The organism is Corynebacterium sp. ES2715-CONJ3 (assembly GCF_024814365.1).
Classification (GTDB): domain Bacteria; phylum Actinomycetota; class Actinomycetes; order Mycobacteriales; family Mycobacteriaceae; genus Corynebacterium.
The window spans coordinates 140580-157588 of sequence record NZ_JANUXS010000004.1 but is presented as its reverse complement, the minus strand read 5'-3'; the positions used below and the strand labels follow the sequence as shown (position 1 = coordinate 157588).

Here is a 17009-nt window from a genome sequence, read left to right as displayed (position 1 = left end):
GGTGGGGAGTTTTTGTGGATTTCCTTAAACTCGTGTCCTTTAGGTGATTGCTGCTCTAAGCTGAGGGGGATTTTATTCGATATTTCCTCATGCTAGAAAGAGATTCCAGTGAAGAAACTACTCTCGATCACCACCGCGGTGGTCCTCACCTTAACTTCTGTTGCTGTTGCCCAACCACTGAGCGCGCAACCAGCGCCGACTCCAGCGAATCAGCAGCTCGCCTCTGCGACTTTATACTCTGCACCCCTGTCTACCACTGCGCACCTATCCGACACGCGCCCAGTATCCCAGAAGGAGCAGCAGGTAACCGCTGATAGCTCAGCCGATGAAGCTCAGGATACGACCACGGAGAAGCCGGGTGAGAGTTCACAACCAACACCTCAGTGGCGGATCTTTACTGATTCTGTCAAGCATTTCTTTGATACCGTCTTCTTGGCTTTGGCGGCCTTCTTTGGCGCAGTCGACTGGTGGACGCCTTTGTTTGGTAGTAGCGACTAGGGGAAGCTCACTGGCATCACCTTGTGATTTTCTGCGCCCAATACGCTAAACTTTAGTGTCATAGACTCAACTTAGTTATTAAAGGAGAATATGCCATGGCCGTTAAAAACGAATGGGCGGAGAGAGATTATTACGCCGATCTCGGAGTCTCCTCACAGGCTTCCGAGGGGGACATTAAGCGGGCGTACCGCAAATTAGCTCGCGATAACCACCCGGATTCTCACCCCGGGGATACCGTTCGCGAGGAGCGCTTTAAAAAAGTGGCTCAAGCTTATGACGTCTTAGGCGACGAGGAAAAACGTAAAGAGTACGACGATTTCCGCACCATGTTGAAAAATGGCGGCGGTTTTGGGGGTGGTTTCCCCACTGGTGGGGGGTTTCGGGCGCACGACTTCGACCTCTCCGATCTCTTTGGACGAGGTGGAGCGGCTGGCGCGACAGGCGGCTTTGGGGATATCTTCGGTAGCGCTTTCGGTGGCGGCGCTGGTCATCGCAACCCAACTCGGCAAACGCGGGGATCCGATGTCGAAACCGAAGTCACCATTGAATTCCGTGAGGCCGCGAAGGGGACGACGTTTCCCATTCAATTAACCGGTAATGCGCCGTGCGCAGCTTGCCACGGTTCCGGCTCCCAAACAGGCGAGGTTAGCACCTGCCCAACATGCCACGGTTCCGGCTTCAAGTCCGAAAATCGAGGTGCCTTCGGTTTCTCTGCACCGTGCACGGATTGTGGAGGCGATGGGAAAAAAATCAATGACCCGTGTTCTGCCTGCCGCTCCACTGGCACAGTGCGACGCTCCCGCTCGATAACGGTGAGGATTCCAGCTGGAGTTGAGGACGGCCAAAAGGTCCGACTCGCGGGGCAAGGAGAAGCGGGCCCCCATGGCTTACCAGCGGGTGACCTGTTTGTTCATGTCCATGTCAAGCAGGACCCACTCTTTAAGCGCAAAGGCTTAGATCTTGAGGTAAAAGTTCCGGTTAGCTTTGCTGAGTTATCTCTTGGCGATACCATCTCGGTTCCTACCCTTGATTCTCCCGTTACACTTAAAATTCCTGCAGGTACCCCGAATGGTCGTGTCTTGCGTGTTCGGGGGCGGGGCATTTCGCGACGTAATGGCGACACAGGAGATCTTCGAGTGAAACTGGATCTCGTTGTACCTACCTCACTCGACTCAGAAGCGCTGGCAGCTCTGCAGCAATATGCGTTGGCCGAGCAGAAATCAGGTTTCGATCCTCGCGCCAACTGGGCCGGACATACGCACTAATGAACAGCAAACAGACTGAAAGAGTTGATTGTCATGGGTCGAAAGAATGACAACCCAAACTTTGAAGACACTGAGCAAGTTTTTGTTATCTCCGTAGCTGCGGAACTCTGCGGAATGCACGCCCAAACGCTGCGTACATATGATCGCCTGGGAATAGTCACCCCCCAGCGCACCAGCGGTGGGGGGCGACGGTACTCCTATGAGGACGTAGAACTGCTCCGCACGGTGCAACGTTTAAGCCAAGAAGATGGCGTCAATCTCGCAGGTATCAAGGCCATTATCGAACTTAAACGGGATAACGATCGGCTTCGGGCGCAGTTGCGTCAAACCCAGAGTGAATTAACTGAACTCCAGCGCCATATCAACCGCCCCCGGGGGGAGATCGTTCATGTCCCGCGTTCCACGGCGGTCGTGATGTGGGAACCCCGCCGAGGCAAGCGCAGATAATATCAATTAAGTCCAAGTGCCGCGTTGATATCCGCGCGGCACTTCTCGTCAGTATCGTAGCCACTGTGGGAGACCGCGCAGGTGAGGGTTTTATCGGCAATTTCTTGAGGATCAGGACCGTGGATGCCACCGGTGGGGCTATTGACTAAACGGATAATATCGGTTTCCCCTTCGACGTTAATAATTGGTCCATCGAGATGTATATCCTCTCGGGAAGCGGTGCCTAGCCCCGGAGCTCCCAATACTACGAGTGCGTCAAGGGGATTATCGTCACCGGGCTGGGCACTCATCGCAAGGGGCAGCGCCCCGTAGGAGTGACCCTCTCCGTATAAAAAGGCGTGTGGGGCGCGGCTACGTAGAGATTTTAGGAACTCGTTGATGGCAGGTGCATCCCGGCGCGCCCATCGTTTACTGATGGCAGCGCTAAGAGTGGGAGGGGCCTGATAATTGAGGTAGCTGATGATCGCTGCAGAACCCTTAGAGTCTCGCTGCAGTTGGGCCGCAGTCTCGAGGCGCCCTACCCAAGAATGTGGGTCGGAGGAGCCGGTGCCGGCGATTTTAGTTTCAATGTGCTGCGCTTTTTCGATATCTCCAAAAGCCACCACAATGCCGTCGTGGTCTATTTCAATGAGCCGCGCATGGGGGTTCGAATCGAGGAACTCTGCGATGCCTGGAAAATCGTAGCTCTCTAATTTCGCACGTGCTTGGACATGGATGTCATCGATGCTTAGGTCCTGAGACTCAGCGAAGTAAAGGCCGCGCGGATCTAATGGGTGACTACAGGAGGGGTGTAGGGATTCAATTTCTATACTGCATTGCGTATCTAAATAGTTCGAGGCAGCGTCGATATAGTTAAGTGCCGTGCGCACGAGCGGAATATGGGCGAGCGCGTAGTCGGCAACGGCAATGAGATGGCGCTGTGGGCCAATGATAATGCCAAGAGCGCGCGCTAGGCTCCTTATCCGGCGCGCATAGTCTTCTAATTCCGCTTGAGCCTCGGCGGTGGCGAGCAGAATATGGGCGATGAGGGTGATCAGGTCAGCGTGCTGGCGGTACGCGTTGGTAATTTTCTTAGCTCTTACCAGCCCTTGTTCTAAGGCGAGACCAGCAGTGTGGTCCGCAAAAGCCTGGAATCGTTGCTCAGCAGCCGCAACCTCATCTGAGAGCTTTGTGGTTTGCTGGAGCAGTTCGTGGGCGCTGCGCTCCAATTCTACCGAGCGCAGTGGAAGGTCTAGTTCAGTCATGGTCCAACTCCAGAGCGAGATCTGTATCTAGGTTTTCGCACCGACGAAGAAAAGCGTTGAGTGCATCCACGTGGTCATTATGGGCACGAATGGAGTCTCCGATCTGCAAATTAAGGTACGCGGTTGTGGAGCGCAGGCTATCAGCAGTTCGACTGGGTGAGATCACAGGGTTGATGAGAGAGGGGATCAGCAGGGGTTGCAGGAGCTGCCGTGCGTGGGAGTTAAATGAGATATCCATAATATAAAGCACACCGCACGTCGGTTCTCGTCGCATGTCGAGACTTGTCGCATTGGGGGAATCTGTGGATAACTTTCTCCGCGTTCTCGATATAGGGTAGTAGGCATGAAAATCGCGATGGCTCAGATGACGTCCGCTACTGACAAGCAGGAAAATTTACAGCAGATTCACACCTATGTGCGTAGGGCGCATGCACAAGGTGCACGAATGGTTATCTTCCCAGAAGCTACGATGCAAGCTTTTGCCTCAGGCAGGCTTGATCTCCAAGCGGAGGAAATCTCTGGCCCATTCGTCGAGAGCTTAAAGCTGTGGGCTCACCAGTATGATGTGGCAATCGTGGCTGGTATTTTCACTCCTGCTGATACGGTGGGGGATATTCAGCGGGTCTTCAATACATTGGTATTTGTCCACCCGCACCAACAGGTAGATATCTATCACAAGATCCACGTCTATGACGCCTATGGTTTCCAGGAATCCGAAACGGTCAAGCCCGGAGGGGATATGAAAGTCGTGGATTTTGATGGTATACGCTTCGGCCTGAGTATCTGTTATGACGTGCGTTTCCCCACCCTCTATCAGGATCTTGCGCGATCCGGTGCCGAGGTTATCTTAATCCCCATGTCATGGGCTGGTGGGGAGGGGAAACGGGCACAGAGAGATACCTTAATTGGTGCCCGCGCTCTTGATTCCACGAGCTTTATTGTGGCGGTTGATCAGGCTCCCCCAAAGGATGCTAAAGATTCTCAGCCGCTGGGTGTGGGGTTCTCGCAGGCGATTAGCCCAGAAGGAAGGGTTCTTGTGACCTTAGGCCCCGATAGCCAACTGGGGCTCGTCGATATTGATCCCGCTATGGTCGCCGAAGCTCGACGCCGATTACCTATCCTCTAGTCCCAGAAGTAGCGGTGCCGATAGTCGAGGGTTTGAATATTTTCCGCTGGAGTCCCGTGAGCGATGAGATTGTCACGGGTGCCGCGTACGTCCTCAGTGTCACCAAAGATGATGATGTGATGGCCCGACCATGTACCAAAACTGGAGATATGTTCGCCCGCGCAGCCAATATGGGGCAGGTGCAATCCTCGTGGCGCAATCGAATGCTCAGTTGCTCCTACCCACCACGCATCTTCCGCGTGGCTAATGACTGGAACAATAAAAAGCCAGGGCGCGGTCGATGCTATATGCCACAAGGAGCGCAATTCATATAACTCGCCAGGATAATTGGCACATACGAAGAGGTAGGTGCGCGGCGGGTTGGTCCTTTTGAAGAGGTCGAGAATGATCGCGCGAGCGCCAGCTAGTCCGGTTCCGTGGGCGATGAGGAGAAGGTCTTCGGTCTCGTCGATATAAAATCCGCCGCCTGCTAGTCCGAAGAGCCAGCGGTCACCGGGTTGCGCGTGCGCCAACGCTGTGGAGCTTGCATTGCTAGTGCGCACGTGAAATTCGATCTGACATGCGTCATTAGCGGGTATTGAAGGAAGAAGGTCGCGCCAGCGGCCTTGGGTGTAGTTTGAGGTGACTGGAATAAATTGTCCAGGCTGATAGCTCAGCGGCTCATCAGTAATAATGCGGATGCAGTGGATAAAGCGCGAGCGTTTAGCTACCTCAACCACTTCGCCACCAATCGGGCGGGCAGAGGATCGAGCAGTCTCAGTCTCTACAAGGTGAATGATTTCGCCGATGAACTGCTGGGAACGAAAACCTGCAGAAAACCCTAAAGGCTCACAGTGGTGGAGAAATTCCGGCACTATGGTTTGAATAAGACCTGGTAGATCACTAGCACCCTGGTGAAGCGCGGTATGGATTGCGCGGATAAGAACTGTACGCCCTCGAGAGCTGAGCGCTCCGTTTATATCGGCGAGACGAAAAAGCTCCGTAATGGCGCGATCGAGGGGAAAATCTGAGCCTAGGGCTGCCCGCATATACTGATGGCGCCCAAGGTAATCAGCCGCCGCCCGAAGAGCCAGCGGGTGGGTGGATAAATACCGGTAGATCTCTTGAGCCCATCCCAGTTCGAGCCGCTGAGGTGGGGTAGGCTCGATGGAATTCACGAGCCTTAGTCTACTGAATATAGAGCCTAAACGCTATTGTCCGCATAGACTTCTTAGACCATTTAAAGGCCGTGGTTTTTGACGAGTTCGGGAGCGATGTGGATGGCAAAATTGTTCAATAGTCGAATATTTGCATCCAATCCGGCGAGATTCGGAATGGCAAGCATGAGGGTATCTGCTGCACAGACCGCTCGATCCGCCAATAGAGTTTTAAGGATATTCTCTGGGGTATCGATGAGCCGCTGACCGAGGATGGCTTGCTGACCGTCGAGCATACTGTGCCTTTCAGAAGAGCCTGAGCCAGGGGTGCCAAAATCCCTGCGGTCGCGCTCATTGACGATAGGAATAATAGTCCGAGTTACCGATACTCGCGGTTCACGGCTCCAGCCCGCTTCCGTCCACGCCTCTTTGTAGGCCATAATGTGCTGGTATTGGGCCTCGCTGAGGGTGGTGGTCCGGGAATCAAATACCAAGGTGGAACTCATGAGGTTGACCCCGTCACGAGCGGATTGAATCGCCGAGGCCTGAGATCCGGCACCCCACCAAATCAAGGAACTAAGATTTCCCACGTCGGGAGTAATACTTAATGGCTTACCTGGAGCATAAATCCGAGGATATTGTTGGTCGCTCGGGGCGGCGACGGCTTGAGGCTCACCACGGGCGGCGGAAAGAAATGTTAAGAATTTTTCGCGCGCAAGATCCTGAGCTTTTGGTTCCGAGCTGTGATAGCCAAAGGCTTCCCACCCCTTGTATACCTGTTCGGGTGAGCCACGGCTAATTCCAATAGCTAAACGCCCATCAGCGAGATGATTAAGTGCGGCCAATTCCTCAGCGAGATAGAGAGGATTCTCGTAGCGCATATCAATGACCCCGGTGCCTATTTCAATGGTGGAGGTTCGTGCGGCAATGGCCGAGAGAAGAGGGATGGGGGCGCTATATTGCGGCGAAAAGTGGTGGACGCGAAAATAGGCTCCGTTGACTCCTAAGGATTCGGCCGCGATTGCTAGTTCAAGTCCTTCTTTAAGGGCACGTCCCGGGGGAAAGGAACGATTGTGATGGCCGAAGCTTAGAAAGCCGAAAGATTTCATGACCCCCATCCAACACCATTTGGTGACGTTTCAACAGTTTCAGGAAGAGATACTGAAACTTGAGTGGAATAGGCTTAACTTTTGCGAAGAGTTGCTGTATTATGATCTCAAAGGTTGAGTTATACAAGCTCAACTTCATTAAATATAAAACGATAACTCAAGGAGCATCATGAGTGACTTCAAGTACACCACAAAAACCCAAGAGGCCCTCCAGCAGGCCCAACACCAAGCGGCTTCATTAGGAAACCCTGATATTAGGCCGGCACATATATTATCGGCCATTCTAGGTCAAGAAGATGGCATCGCGAGCCCTGTGCTACGAGCCACCGGAGTGGACCCCGAGGTGGTGCGAAAGGAATCTGAGCAGTTAGTAGCTTCCTATCCTTCGGCTCAAGGCCAAGGCCTAGCAAATCCCAATCTGAGCCGCGATAGTCTTAATATTCTGACCAATGCTCGAGAGTTAATGAGCGAATTAGGTGATGAATATATCTCGACCGAAGTGCTGCTTGCAGCTATTGCGCGGGGAGATACCGATGCCGCGCATTTGATGACAAAGCGGGGAGCTACCTACGAAGTTATCAAGGAAGCGTTTCCGTCGGTGCGCGGCTCCCACACAGTCACCAGTGAGGATCCGGAAGGGCAATTTCAGGCTTTGGAGAAATACTCCACTGATCTCACCCAGCGTGCTCGGGAAGGCAAGATCGATCCGGTCATTGGGCGCGACGCGGAAATACGCCGTGTCGTCCAGGTGCTATCGCGGCGAACCAAGAATAATCCTGTCCTCATCGGTGAGCCGGGCGTTGGTAAGACAGCAATCGTCGAAGGTTTAGCTCGCCGAATCGTTGCTGGAGATGTTCCTGAATCCTTAAAAGGTAAGACTTTAGTCTCCTTGGACCTCGGGTCCATGGTCGCCGGCGCAAAATATCGCGGAGAATTCGAGGAACGCCTCAAGGCAGTCCTCGACGAGATTAAGGGAGCCAACGGGCAGATCATCACCTTTATTGATGAGCTACACACCATTGTGGGAGCGGGGGCAACCGGTGATTCCGCTATGGACGCAGGCAATATGATCAAACCACTTCTCGCCCGCGGGGAGCTGCGTCTCGTCGGTGCCACCACCCTAGATGAGTACCGTAAATATATCGAAAAAGATGCCGCTCTAGAGCGCCGCTTCCAGCAGGTATTTGCCGCTGAACCTTCGGTCGAAGATGCTGTCGGTATTTTGCGTGGCTTAAAAGAGCGCTACGAGGTGCACCACGGTGTCCGGATCCAAGACTCCGCTCTGGTTGCGGCGGCCACTCTATCGGATCGCTATATCACCTCCAGATTCCTCCCTGATAAGGCCATTGATTTGGTTGACGAGGCTGCCTCACGGTTGCGTATGGAGATCGACTCGTCGCCGCAGGAGATCGACGCCATTGAACGCATTGTGCGGCGACTAGAAATTGAAGAGATGGCACTGACGAAGGAGACTGACGCCGCCTCTCAAGAACGCCTTGCTGCTCTGCGTAGTGAACTCGCCAATGAACGCGAGCACCTCGGCGAACTCACAGCACGCTGGAATAACGAGAAGGCAGCCATTGACACGGTCAGAAAGCTGAAGGAAGAACTAGAAGAACTACGTCAAGAATCGGAAATCGCAGAACGCGACGGCAGGTACGACCGCGTTGCGGAATTGCGCTACGGGCATATACCGAAGCTGGAAAAGCAGCTAGAAGAGCACGAGACCCATGCCCAAGAGCCCACCATGTTATCGGAGGAAGTTACTCCCGATACCATCGCCGAAGTAGTCTCTGCGTGGACTGGGATTCCTGCTGGCAAGATGCTTCAAGGTGAGACCGAAAAGCTGTTGAATATGGAAAGTGAACTCGCCAAGCGCGTGGTAGGGCAGCAGCAAGCTGTGCAAGCGGTCTCCGATGCTGTTCGCCGCGCTCGCGCCGGGGTGGCCGACCCTCATCGACCCACCGGTTCCTTCCTCTTCCTCGGCCCGACAGGTGTCGGTAAAACGGAACTGGCCAAGGCTCTTGCTGAGTTCATGTTCGACGACGAGCGTGCGATGGTACGCATAGATATGTCCGAATTCGGTGAAAAGCACTCCGTTGCGCGCCTCGTGGGAGCCCCTCCGGGATATGTGGGATATGACCAGGGCGGCCAGTTGACTGAAGCAGTACGACGCCGCCCCTATACCGTCGTCCTATTCGACGAAGTCGAAAAGGCTCACCCTGATGTTTTCGATATCCTCCTTCAGGTACTCGATGAGGGGCGTCTCACCGATGGTCAGGGACGCACGGTAGATTTCCGCAACACGGTGCTCATTCTCACCTCGAACCTTGGGGCCGGAGGAGACAAGGCGGAGATTATGGAGGCTGTCAAGCGTGCTTTCAAACCGGAGTTTATCAATCGACTCGATGACGTTGTCACTTTCGATGCGCTTAGCCAAGAACAGCTCACCAGTATTGTGGACATCCAGATTGGGGACCTCGCTCAGCGGCTGAAGGCGCGCCGTTTGAGCCTCACCGTCGATGCGGAAGCGCGGGAATTTCTCGCCCGGCTCGGCTATGACCCTGCCTATGGTGCCCGCCCGTTACGCAGACTGATCCAGAAGGAAATCGGCGATACCTTAGCTAAGAAGCTTTTGGCCGGGGAGATCCATGATGGAGATACCGTGCACATCAAGGCTGTCGGAGAGGGCCTAAGTATTGAGGCTTAAGCCTACGAAGGCTGGTAGGGAACTCCTACCAGCCTTATCTATCTATTAGGCTCTTAAGGTATGAATAAGCTTGCTGCTCTCTCACTGGCCGCCACTGGCGCCTGTGCCCTCGCAAAACTCACCTCTAACCGCCCTCTAGAGAAAATTTCGAAGCCGATTATTGTCCCCGCTTTGATGCTTAGTGAGCCTACCCGGTTACGGGATCCGCTTTTTGCAATCGGTGGCATAGGGCATTTCCTAGGCGATCTGGAATTGATGCGCGATCACGCTTCCCTCCATAAGGGGGCGGCTCTATTTGGGCTGGGACACCTCGCGCATATCGCGCGCGCGATCAAAGAGGGAAAGAAGCCCAAGAAGCCGTTGTGGCATCTCGCGGCCTTAGGCGTTGCGGCCCCACTGGTAAAAGATCCCCGACTTATTGCCTATGCCGCACTCCTTGCTACATATTCATCGCTCAAGAGCCCTAGTAGCGGTGCAATATTCATGCTATCTGACGCTCTTATCGCGATTAATCGTGCGTATCCACGCCCGTACCTCGATGCCAGCGTACTGGCAACCTACGGAGTCGCCCAGAATTTCTTATATCGCTCGTCGTAGAATCCAAAGCCCGCCGCCTGCAGTGAGGTCTATTCATGTGGGCTGTGATCAGGAGACGGGCATTTCCATGTATTTTCAATAAGCAAATTATTCCCCGCTCTTTTAAGATCGAGGATATGGATATTCTCATCACTCCACAAGAACTCAATGCGCGCGTTGAAGGCGGCAATGCCCCCATGATTCTCGCCTCCCACTGGGCACCCACCGAAGGTGGCGGATATAGCCAATTCCGCTCCGAGCACATTTCCTCGGCCCGCTATTGCGATACCGCCCACTCCCTGGCCTCCATGCCCTCCTCCACCAGTGGGCGCAATCCTCTCCCTGATAAGCAAACCTTGGATAAGTGGTTCGCTAAATGGGGTCTCACCCTTGACCGCGAAGTCGTTGTTTATTCCCGCGAACGGGGTCTTTTTGCTGCACGCGCGTGGTGGATGCTGAAATATGCCGGCGTAAAAAATGTGCGTATTCTCGACGGCGGGCAACGCGCCTGGGAAGCCGCTGGATATGAGGTTCTTGGCGGCCCAGGTAATCCCCGCTTACACGATGGCGAGGGGGCAGAGGTAGGCAATATGCCCGTTGCCACCATCGAAGATGTCAAGGCCCATAAGGGAATCTTGGTAGACTGCCGTGAACCTAACCGCTATGCGGGACGCAAAGAGTCTCTCGATCTCAAAGCTGGTCATATTCCTGGAGCTATCAACCTTCCCACCCGCGCCGTACTCAACGAGGATTACACCTTTAAAGATGCCGATACGCTCCGCGAGGTCTTCCGCGAAGCCGGTATTACCGCAGAGACCATCGACGATGTGATCGTGTACTCCGGTTCCGGTAACCACTCAGCTCAGGTCATCGTGGCCATGGCCATTGCAGGCTTGAAAGCCCCTCGCCATTTCATCGGTGGCTGGAGCCAGTGGTGTGCGGACCCGAAGAATCCCACCGATCGAGGAGACTAATACCTCCTTGTGGGCATTTAACGCTATAGACTAAACACTATGGTTTTTCTTTTGGCAGGTCTTTTCGCTTGTGCTGCGGCTGTGCTGCTTGTGCTCGATGCCCAGCAAAAGCGAAGCCATGACCAGAAGCCGACTGTGCTTCTCGAACCCGAGTCTATTCCTGCCATCAACACCACCACCTACCAAGCTGCACAAAACGCAGAAGTCGATGACGAAGTTGTGGAAGACAATGCCGACCTAGAAGAATTATGGCAATCTCACGCAGCCATCATCATCACCCCGTTTGGCGCCGGGCACGCCCCCTTTGAGGCCGACAATGAACGTCTTTTTCCAGCCCTACCCGGTTATCGCACTCGGCTCAAACGTGCATGGGCCCAACACTATGGTTTCAGTTTCAGCAGCACAGATGATTACCTCGCCGACGAGTGGACCAGAGGCCCCGCTACCATAAGTTCTACCGTCCGCCACAGTATTAGTGGCATGGCGGCCGGCTACGAGATGCATATCGGCCTCATCGGCGAATCCATGGTTATGGCCATGCACCTAAACGCCTCCTCTCCCGTCGTCGTGGAAATGCACCGCGATGACTTTCACACCCACGGTGACGAACTTATTGCTGTCAGCCAGTGCGCTAACTTCTTCGTGACAACCACTCATCCTGGGCCTGTGCAACGAATGCTTGACGAACGGGTATATAGTGCGCTTATTAATATGCCCGATGCCGTGGCTGGTCTGTGGATCGAGTCTGAGTGGGTGTGTGCGTGGTGTGATCTCGAATCTCAGCCTGATCTGTGGGAAAAAATAGTGGTGCCTCTTGCGCTGCTTGCTGATGCTACAGCCACATTGCCACCGCACCACGACAATACTCTTGATTTTGCATCTCACCCTCCGACTCGTCCTTTGGTCTCTCGTGCTGACCACACTACCTATGCCCCAAAAACCCCACCACGGCTCGTTCTTCCTGCTCAAATTGCAGAAGAATTAGGGCGCGAGGATATCGAACTAGATCTACCCACACGTGTCTATGAGCGACAATGGGGCACTCTTGATATCCATACCCCGGGTGAGGATAATGTGGATTCAATTGCCGATAACCCCAGCTCACCACCTCAGCCCTCGGACTTTTTGGGCACGCGGGCTTTGCGGCCCCACACCGAGAAATCTACGATCTTCTCTGATTGGGACCGCTAGAAAACTCTTAGGCTACAATTCCATCAACCGAAGAAAAATTTTGCTGCCACCACAGCTGACACTGGAGATGGAAAATGATCGATTCCGCAAAGAAAGCCGAACTCGCAGAGCTAGTGAAGAAACTAGCAGTGGTTCATGGCTCAGTTATTCTCTCCTCGGGCAAAGAGGCTGACTACTATGTCGACCTGCGCCGAGCAACGCTAGAGCACCGCGCGTCGCGGCTTATTGGGGAATTGCTACGCGAACTCACCGCCGACTGGGATTATGTGGCTGTCGGTGGCCTCACGCTGGGCGCCGATCCGGTGGCCACATCCATCATGCACGCTCAAGGCCGCGATATCGATGCGTTCGTGGTCCGCAAAGAAGCCAAGAAACACGGAATGCAACGCCAGATTGAAGGCCCAGATATTGTGGGGAAGAAAGTGCTGGTTGTAGAAGACACCACCACGACGGGAAATTCCCCCCTCAATGCCGTCGCCGCTGTGCGAGCCGCCGGGGCTGAGGTCGTAGGCGTGGCTACCGTGGTTGACCGGCAGACAGGTGCAGACACAGTCATCGCCGAGGCGGGATTGGAATACCGCTACCTGCTGGGCCTGGAAGACCTTGGACTCTCCTCGTGAGTATCCCACATATTCCACACTCGCCCTTCCCTCCCGGGCCGACTGAGTGGGGCCAAGGCCGCCATGGTCTTGGCCCTTGGATCGAGGAATACCCCGACAAGCCCTTGCCGCAGGATTCCCACTATGATCCAGAGCTGCTCGAGGGAGGGGATCATCGAAATGTCGTTGACGCTTACCGATATTGGCGTCGAGAAGCAATCGTGGCCGATATCGATAGGCGCCGGCACAGTTTGCATATTGCCATCGAAAATTTTGAAAACGACGCCAATATCGGCACCGTTGTGCGCACCGCTAATGCCTTCGCCGTCGATACGGTTCATATCGTTGGTCGACGACGGTGGAACCGTCGGGGGGCTATGGTGACCGACCGCTACCAACATCTTATGCACCACCCGAGGACCGAAGACGTCATCACATGGGCACAAGACCGCGGTTTGGGTGTGGTGGCGATTGATAATACCCCAGGTAGCGTGCCGATCGAAACGGCCACCTTGCCGCAAAAATGTCTGCTCCTTTTTGGTCAAGAAGGACCAGGGATTTCTCCAGAAGCTGCCAGGAATTCTTTGATGACCTGCTCAATCGCCCAATTTGGATCCACTCGTAGCATTAATGCGGGAGTGGCCGCCGGGATTGCCATGCATCAATGGATCAGGCAGCACGCCGATCTTTCGCAAGCATGGTAGCCGAGCCGGCACACTACCTCGTTTACAATAATCACGCTCAGTCAAGCACGCTAACAATAAGGAGTGACGTTCAGGTGGTCGAGGAGAAATGGTTACACCGTGCGGATCTCGCCGAGTCGGCCATCAATGAACGCCATTCACAGCGCCTCTGGGGGCTGATGCACACCAACCTAGCAGTCGCTGCATGGCCTCCCCACGTTAAAGAAAAAACTTTCTATCGCTGGCACTACTGGTGGCAAGCTCACTACCTCGATTGCCTTGTCGACGCCGCCAAAAGACGCCCCACCAAAGACCGAAAACGTCGCATCCAAACCACCATCCGCGGCATCAAACTAAGGAATTTCGGATCGTTTAAGCGGAATAACTACTACGACGACAAACTCTGGTTAGCCCTAGCTCTCGATCGTGCGGCGAGCCTGAATAATAAAAAGCGCCCAAAATATATCAAGGCCTTAGAACATAATATTTTAGAAGGTCTCGACCCCGTAGCCAGTGTTCTTCCGTGGCGCGTCGGCGAAACCTTCTTCAATACCCCCACCAATGGGCCCGCAGCAATTATGCTGGCGCGCCAACAAAACCTCGGCCAAGCGCGATTTATCGTCGACTGGATATTCGATAAATTAATCAACGAAGACGGCCTGGTTATGGACGGGCTGCGTATGACTATGAACGGCCCCGAACTCGTTAAAGCTATTCACCCGTACTGCCAGGGAGTGGTTGTGGGGGCGTGCCTTGACATTGCCCTGTCACTGATGAAACACCCCGGCACCGAAGAAGAAGCGATCAACTATCTCGTTCATATCAGGGCCCTGATCAAGGCTATTGATAGGCATATGACTAATGCCTACGGGGTCATTGACTGGAATACTGGCGATGGGGACGGCGGCCTATTTAAGGGAATACTTGCCCGCTACCTCGCGGACGTTGCGGTGCGATTGCCAGGCGATAGTGAAGCCAATATTGCCGCAAAAAAGCGGGCGAAGCGCATAGTATTAGCTTCCGCTGAATCCCTGTGGCAACACCGCCTGGAGGTAGATGGCCTCCCCATCTTCGGCACCGATTGGCTTGCCGATGCAAAGCTACCGCATAATTACGGGGGCTCTAGTGGAGCCTTGAGTGACCTTGTCCATATTGTCCGCGTTGATGAACGCGATCTCTCCGTCCAGCTCTCTGGATGGATGCTCATGGAAGCAGCAGCGCGTATTGCTCGTCATGACATGGCTCAATTGGCTAATGCAGAGAGACGGAGCCGCTGATTCACGCCCATATTGGTGAGCTTATGCCCGACTGTGTGGTTTTTCACTGTATATGAACGGTGCAATATGGGGGATTTGCTGGCATAATGGTGCTCATGGACTGCTCCCTGTGGTTCTGACATAAAAACTTCTATTTAGTTGGAGGATGACACATGCCAATCGCAACTCCTGAGGTCTACAAAGAGATGCTTGATCGTGCAAAGGAGCGCGGATTTGCATATCCTGCGATCAACTGCACCTCGTCCGAGACCATTAACGCTGCACTTCGCGGCTTCGCTGAGGCAGAATCTGACGGCATCATTCAGTTCTCTACCGGTGGCGCTGAATTCGGCTCTGGCTTGTCCGTGAAGAACAAGGTTGCAGGTGCTTGCGCATTGGCAGCATTCGCCTACGAGGCTGCCAAGCACTACGGCGTGAATATCGCGCTGCACACCGATCACTGCCAGAAGGAAGTGCTCGATGAGTATGTGCGCCCCCTCATCGCTATCTCTCAGGAGCGTGTAGACCGCGGTGAGCAGCCTCTGTTCCAATCTCATATGTGGGACGGTTCTGCTATCCATATTGATGAGAACCTGGTCATCGCCCAAGAACTGCTCGAAAAAGCTAATAAGGCGCATATCGTTCTCGAGGTAGAGATTGGTGTTGTCGGCGGTGAAGAAGATGGCGTTGAGGCTAAGGCAGGCGCTAACCTTTACACCTCCCCAGAAGACTTCGCTAAGACCATCGATGCCATCGGCACCGGTGAGCAGGGTCGCTACCTCCTGGCTGCTACCTTCGGTAACGTGCACGGCGTCTACAAGCCAGGCAACGTCAAGTTGCGTCCAGAAGTTCTCCTTGAAGGCCAGAAGGTTGCCCGAGAGAAGCTGGGCCTTGGCGATGACGCTCTTCCATTCGACTTCGTCTTCCATGGTGGCTCAGGCTCCGAGAAGGAGAAGATTGAAGAGTCGCTACGTTATGGCGTTATCAAGATGAACGTTGATACTGACACCCAATACGCCTTCACTCGCCCCGTCGTATCTCATATGTTCCAAAACTATGACGGCGTTCTCAAGGTTGACGGCGAAGTGGGCAATAAGAAGGCCTACGACCCACGCTCATATATGAAGAAGGCAGAGCAAGGCATGGCCGATCGTATTGTTGAGGCATGTCAGGATCTCCACTCTGTAGGAACCACCTTGGGTAAGTAAATATCAAATATTCCCCTCGACCTCGGCCATATGGCTAAGGTCGAGGGGATTTTCCTATTCCCACCCATATCCCTCATCCGACATTGGTGTCAAAGCTCTGGTATGGTGGATCCGGCGAGCAGCTAAAGCCCTTGATAAGGCTTAGAAGCTCAGTTGATAATGATTTGCTTAGATTTTAAGAAAGCTGTGATTGCTATTTCCACCCCCAAGATTCTCACCACTGTTCTTGCCACCAGCGCCCTGCTAGTAGCTGGTTGCTCCTCCACCGAGCCTGAAACCACCACTGCCCCCAGCACCGTTGCTGTGGTAACCGCAGAGGAGACGATGACTATGGAGGCTATGGAGCAGGAAACAACTCCTGTAGACGCCGGTGAGGCCCTACCTACCGTTATTGTCATGGATGCATCGGCTACCATGCTCGACGAGGGCAATGATGAGACCCGCTATACCCAGGCTAAGGAAGCTGCTGTTGAATTGGTGAATAACTTCCCCACCAGCAGCGAGCTCGGCGTGGTTGTCTTCGGACACAACACCGACAACGCTCCAGAGAGCCAAGTTCAGGGTTGCGAAGACGTTGAGGTTCTTCGTCCCCTTTCTTCCCTCGAGGATGCTGAGGTTGCCACCGCGGCCATCGAGGCTTTGCCAGCTCGCGGTTATACCCCAGTAACCAAGGCCATCGAGGAAGCCGCCAAGCTGCTGCCAGCTGACGGCCCAGCCCGCATCGTTGTATTCTCTGATGGTGTGGATACCTGTGGCGGCGATATCGCCCAGCTAACCCTCAAGATGACTGACGAGCACCCAAATGTGCGCGTGGACGCCGTGACCTTCAAGAATGACCCTGCTTACCTGCAGGTTATCTCCGAGGCTACGGGTGGTACCGTGACTTACGCCAATAAGGCCTAATTGAAGGTCTGCAGCAAAAGCCCAGCGTTTACGCTGGGCTTTTGCCATGTCTCAGGGGGTGGGTATGGTAATGCATACGCTTAG

At 54.1% G+C, this 17009-nt stretch carries 17 protein-coding genes; 13 read left to right on the top strand and 4 right to left on the bottom strand.

Going from position 1 to position 17009, the window contains the following annotated elements; genetic code table 11:
* The first annotated feature begins 108 nt into the window (after positions 1-108).
* From NXT00_RS06305 to NXT00_RS06295, 3 genes are all read left to right on the top strand, one after another.
* Positions 109-498, top strand: coding sequence for a hypothetical protein (locus NXT00_RS06305; protein ID WP_259078679.1), 390 nt, complete (start codon positions 109-111; stop codon positions 496-498).
* A 95-nt stretch (positions 499-593) separates the two neighbouring features.
* The gene (gene dnaJ / locus NXT00_RS06300) at positions 594-1763 is read left to right on the top strand and encodes a molecular chaperone DnaJ (protein WP_259078686.1); all 1170 of its coding nucleotides are present in this window, start codon (positions 594-596) and stop codon (positions 1761-1763) included.
* A 33-nt stretch (positions 1764-1796) separates the two neighbouring features.
* Positions 1797-2210 carry a heat shock protein transcriptional repressor HspR gene (locus NXT00_RS06295; RefSeq protein ID WP_259078687.1) on the top strand — a complete coding sequence of 138 codons (414 nt, stop codon included), beginning with the start codon at positions 1797-1799 and terminating at the stop codon, positions 2208-2210.
* 2 nt (positions 2211-2212) lie between these two features.
* Here the strand turns inward: NXT00_RS06295 and NXT00_RS06290 are convergent, their stop codons facing one another.
* Positions 2213-3454 carry an alpha/beta hydrolase family protein gene (locus tag NXT00_RS06290; protein ID WP_259158446.1) on the bottom strand — a complete coding sequence of 414 codons (1242 nt, stop codon included), beginning with the start codon at positions 3452-3454 and terminating at the stop codon, positions 2213-2215.
* Positions 3447-3692 (bottom strand): hypothetical protein, encoded by a 246-nt coding sequence (locus NXT00_RS06285; RefSeq protein WP_259158443.1) that lies wholly within the window; start codon positions 3690-3692, stop codon positions 3447-3449. Before NXT00_RS06285 ends, NXT00_RS06290 begins: the two co-directional genes overlap by 8 nt.
* Positions 3693-3797: 105 nt before the next feature.
* Between NXT00_RS06285 and NXT00_RS06280 the strand changes: the two genes are divergently transcribed.
* Positions 3798-4580: a carbon-nitrogen hydrolase family protein gene (locus NXT00_RS06280; protein ID WP_259158442.1), complete on the top strand. Its 783-nt coding sequence runs from the start codon at positions 3798-3800 to the stop codon at positions 4578-4580.
* Here the strand turns inward: NXT00_RS06280 and NXT00_RS06275 are convergent.
* Both NXT00_RS06275 and NXT00_RS06270 read right to left on the bottom strand, forming a co-directional pair.
* Entirely contained in the window at positions 4577-5737 is a 1161-nt protein-coding gene (locus tag NXT00_RS06275; RefSeq protein WP_259158441.1) for an oxidoreductase, read from the bottom strand. The two genes, NXT00_RS06280 and NXT00_RS06275, sit on opposite strands and share 4 nt — an antisense overlap.
* Positions 5738-5799: 62 nt before the next feature.
* Entirely contained in the window at positions 5800-6825 is a 1026-nt protein-coding gene (locus NXT00_RS06270) for an LLM class flavin-dependent oxidoreductase (RefSeq protein WP_259158440.1), read from the bottom strand.
* A gap of 169 nt (positions 6826-6994) precedes the next feature.
* Between NXT00_RS06270 and clpB the strand changes: the two genes are divergently transcribed.
* The 9 genes from clpB (at position 6995) to NXT00_RS06225 (ending at position 16925) form a co-directional block, all read left to right on the top strand.
* Positions 6995-9535, top strand: coding sequence for an ATP-dependent chaperone ClpB (gene clpB / locus NXT00_RS06265; RefSeq protein ID WP_259078704.1), 2541 nt, complete (start codon positions 6995-6997; stop codon positions 9533-9535).
* Positions 9536-9595: 60 nt separating this feature from the next.
* A complete protein-coding gene (locus tag NXT00_RS06260; RefSeq protein ID WP_259158439.1) occupies positions 9596-10132 on the top strand; it encodes a lysoplasmalogenase in 537 nt (178 codons plus the stop codon).
* 116 nt (positions 10133-10248) lie between these two features.
* The gene (locus NXT00_RS06255) at positions 10249-11085 is read left to right on the top strand and encodes a sulfurtransferase (RefSeq protein WP_259078709.1); all 837 of its coding nucleotides are present in this window, start codon (positions 10249-10251) and stop codon (positions 11083-11085) included.
* Positions 11086-11124: 39 nt separating this feature from the next.
* On the top strand, positions 11125-12276 hold the full coding sequence (locus NXT00_RS06250; protein WP_259158438.1) for a hypothetical protein: 1152 nt from the start codon (positions 11125-11127) through the stop codon (positions 12274-12276).
* 74 nt (positions 12277-12350) lie between these two features.
* Positions 12351-12896, top strand: coding sequence for an orotate phosphoribosyltransferase (pyrE, locus tag NXT00_RS06245; RefSeq protein WP_259158437.1), 546 nt, complete (start codon positions 12351-12353; stop codon positions 12894-12896).
* Positions 12897-12907: 11 nt separating this feature from the next.
* Positions 12908-13579 carry a TrmH family RNA methyltransferase gene (locus NXT00_RS06240; RefSeq protein WP_259158513.1) on the top strand — a complete coding sequence of 224 codons (672 nt, stop codon included), beginning with the start codon at positions 12908-12910 and terminating at the stop codon, positions 13577-13579.
* Positions 13580-13653: 74 nt separating this feature from the next.
* The gene (locus NXT00_RS06235; protein ID WP_259158436.1) at positions 13654-14835 is read left to right on the top strand and encodes a glycoside hydrolase family 76 protein; all 1182 of its coding nucleotides are present in this window, start codon (positions 13654-13656) and stop codon (positions 14833-14835) included.
* A 152-nt stretch (positions 14836-14987) separates the two neighbouring features.
* The gene (gene fbaA / locus NXT00_RS06230; protein WP_259078730.1) at positions 14988-16022 is read left to right on the top strand and encodes a class II fructose-bisphosphate aldolase; all 1035 of its coding nucleotides are present in this window, start codon (positions 14988-14990) and stop codon (positions 16020-16022) included.
* A 159-nt stretch (positions 16023-16181) separates the two neighbouring features.
* A complete protein-coding gene (locus NXT00_RS06225; protein ID WP_259158435.1) occupies positions 16182-16925 on the top strand; it encodes a VWA domain-containing protein in 744 nt (247 codons plus the stop codon).
* Positions 16926-17009: the final 84 nt, after the last annotated feature.

What these genes read in the sequence shown, in the direction of transcription:
- dnaJ (WP_259078686.1), top strand. Translation starts at nt 594, where the DNA reads ATGGCCGTTAAAAACGAATGGGCGGAGAGAGATTATTACGCCGATCTC.
- NXT00_RS06295 (WP_259078687.1), top strand. Translation starts at nt 1,797, where the DNA reads ATGGGTCGAAAGAATGACAACCCAAACTTTGAAGACACTGAGCAAGTT.
- NXT00_RS06290 (WP_259158446.1), bottom strand. Translation starts at nt 3,454, where the DNA reads ATGACTGAACTAGACCTTCCACTGCGCTCGGTAGAATTGGAGCGCAGC.
- NXT00_RS06285 (WP_259158443.1), bottom strand. Translation starts at nt 3,692, where the DNA reads ATGGATATCTCATTTAACTCCCACGCACGGCAGCTCCTGCAACCCCTG.
- NXT00_RS06280 (WP_259158442.1), top strand. Translation starts at nt 3,798, where the DNA reads ATGAAAATCGCGATGGCTCAGATGACGTCCGCTACTGACAAGCAGGAA.
- NXT00_RS06270 (WP_259158440.1), bottom strand. Translation starts at nt 6,825, where the DNA reads ATGAAATCTTTCGGCTTTCTAAGCTTCGGCCATCACAATCGTTCCTTT.
- clpB (WP_259078704.1), top strand. Translation starts at nt 6,995, where the DNA reads ATGAGTGACTTCAAGTACACCACAAAAACCCAAGAGGCCCTCCAGCAG.
- NXT00_RS06260 (WP_259158439.1), top strand. Translation starts at nt 9,596, where the DNA reads ATGAATAAGCTTGCTGCTCTCTCACTGGCCGCCACTGGCGCCTGTGCC.
- NXT00_RS06255 (WP_259078709.1), top strand. Translation starts at nt 10,249, where the DNA reads ATGGATATTCTCATCACTCCACAAGAACTCAATGCGCGCGTTGAAGGC.
- NXT00_RS06250 (WP_259158438.1), top strand. Translation starts at nt 11,125, where the DNA reads ATGGTTTTTCTTTTGGCAGGTCTTTTCGCTTGTGCTGCGGCTGTGCTG.
- pyrE (WP_259158437.1), top strand. Translation starts at nt 12,351, where the DNA reads ATGATCGATTCCGCAAAGAAAGCCGAACTCGCAGAGCTAGTGAAGAAA.
- fbaA (WP_259078730.1), top strand. Translation starts at nt 14,988, where the DNA reads ATGCCAATCGCAACTCCTGAGGTCTACAAAGAGATGCTTGATCGTGCA.
- NXT00_RS06225 (WP_259158435.1), top strand. Translation starts at nt 16,182, where the DNA reads ATGATTTGCTTAGATTTTAAGAAAGCTGTGATTGCTATTTCCACCCCC.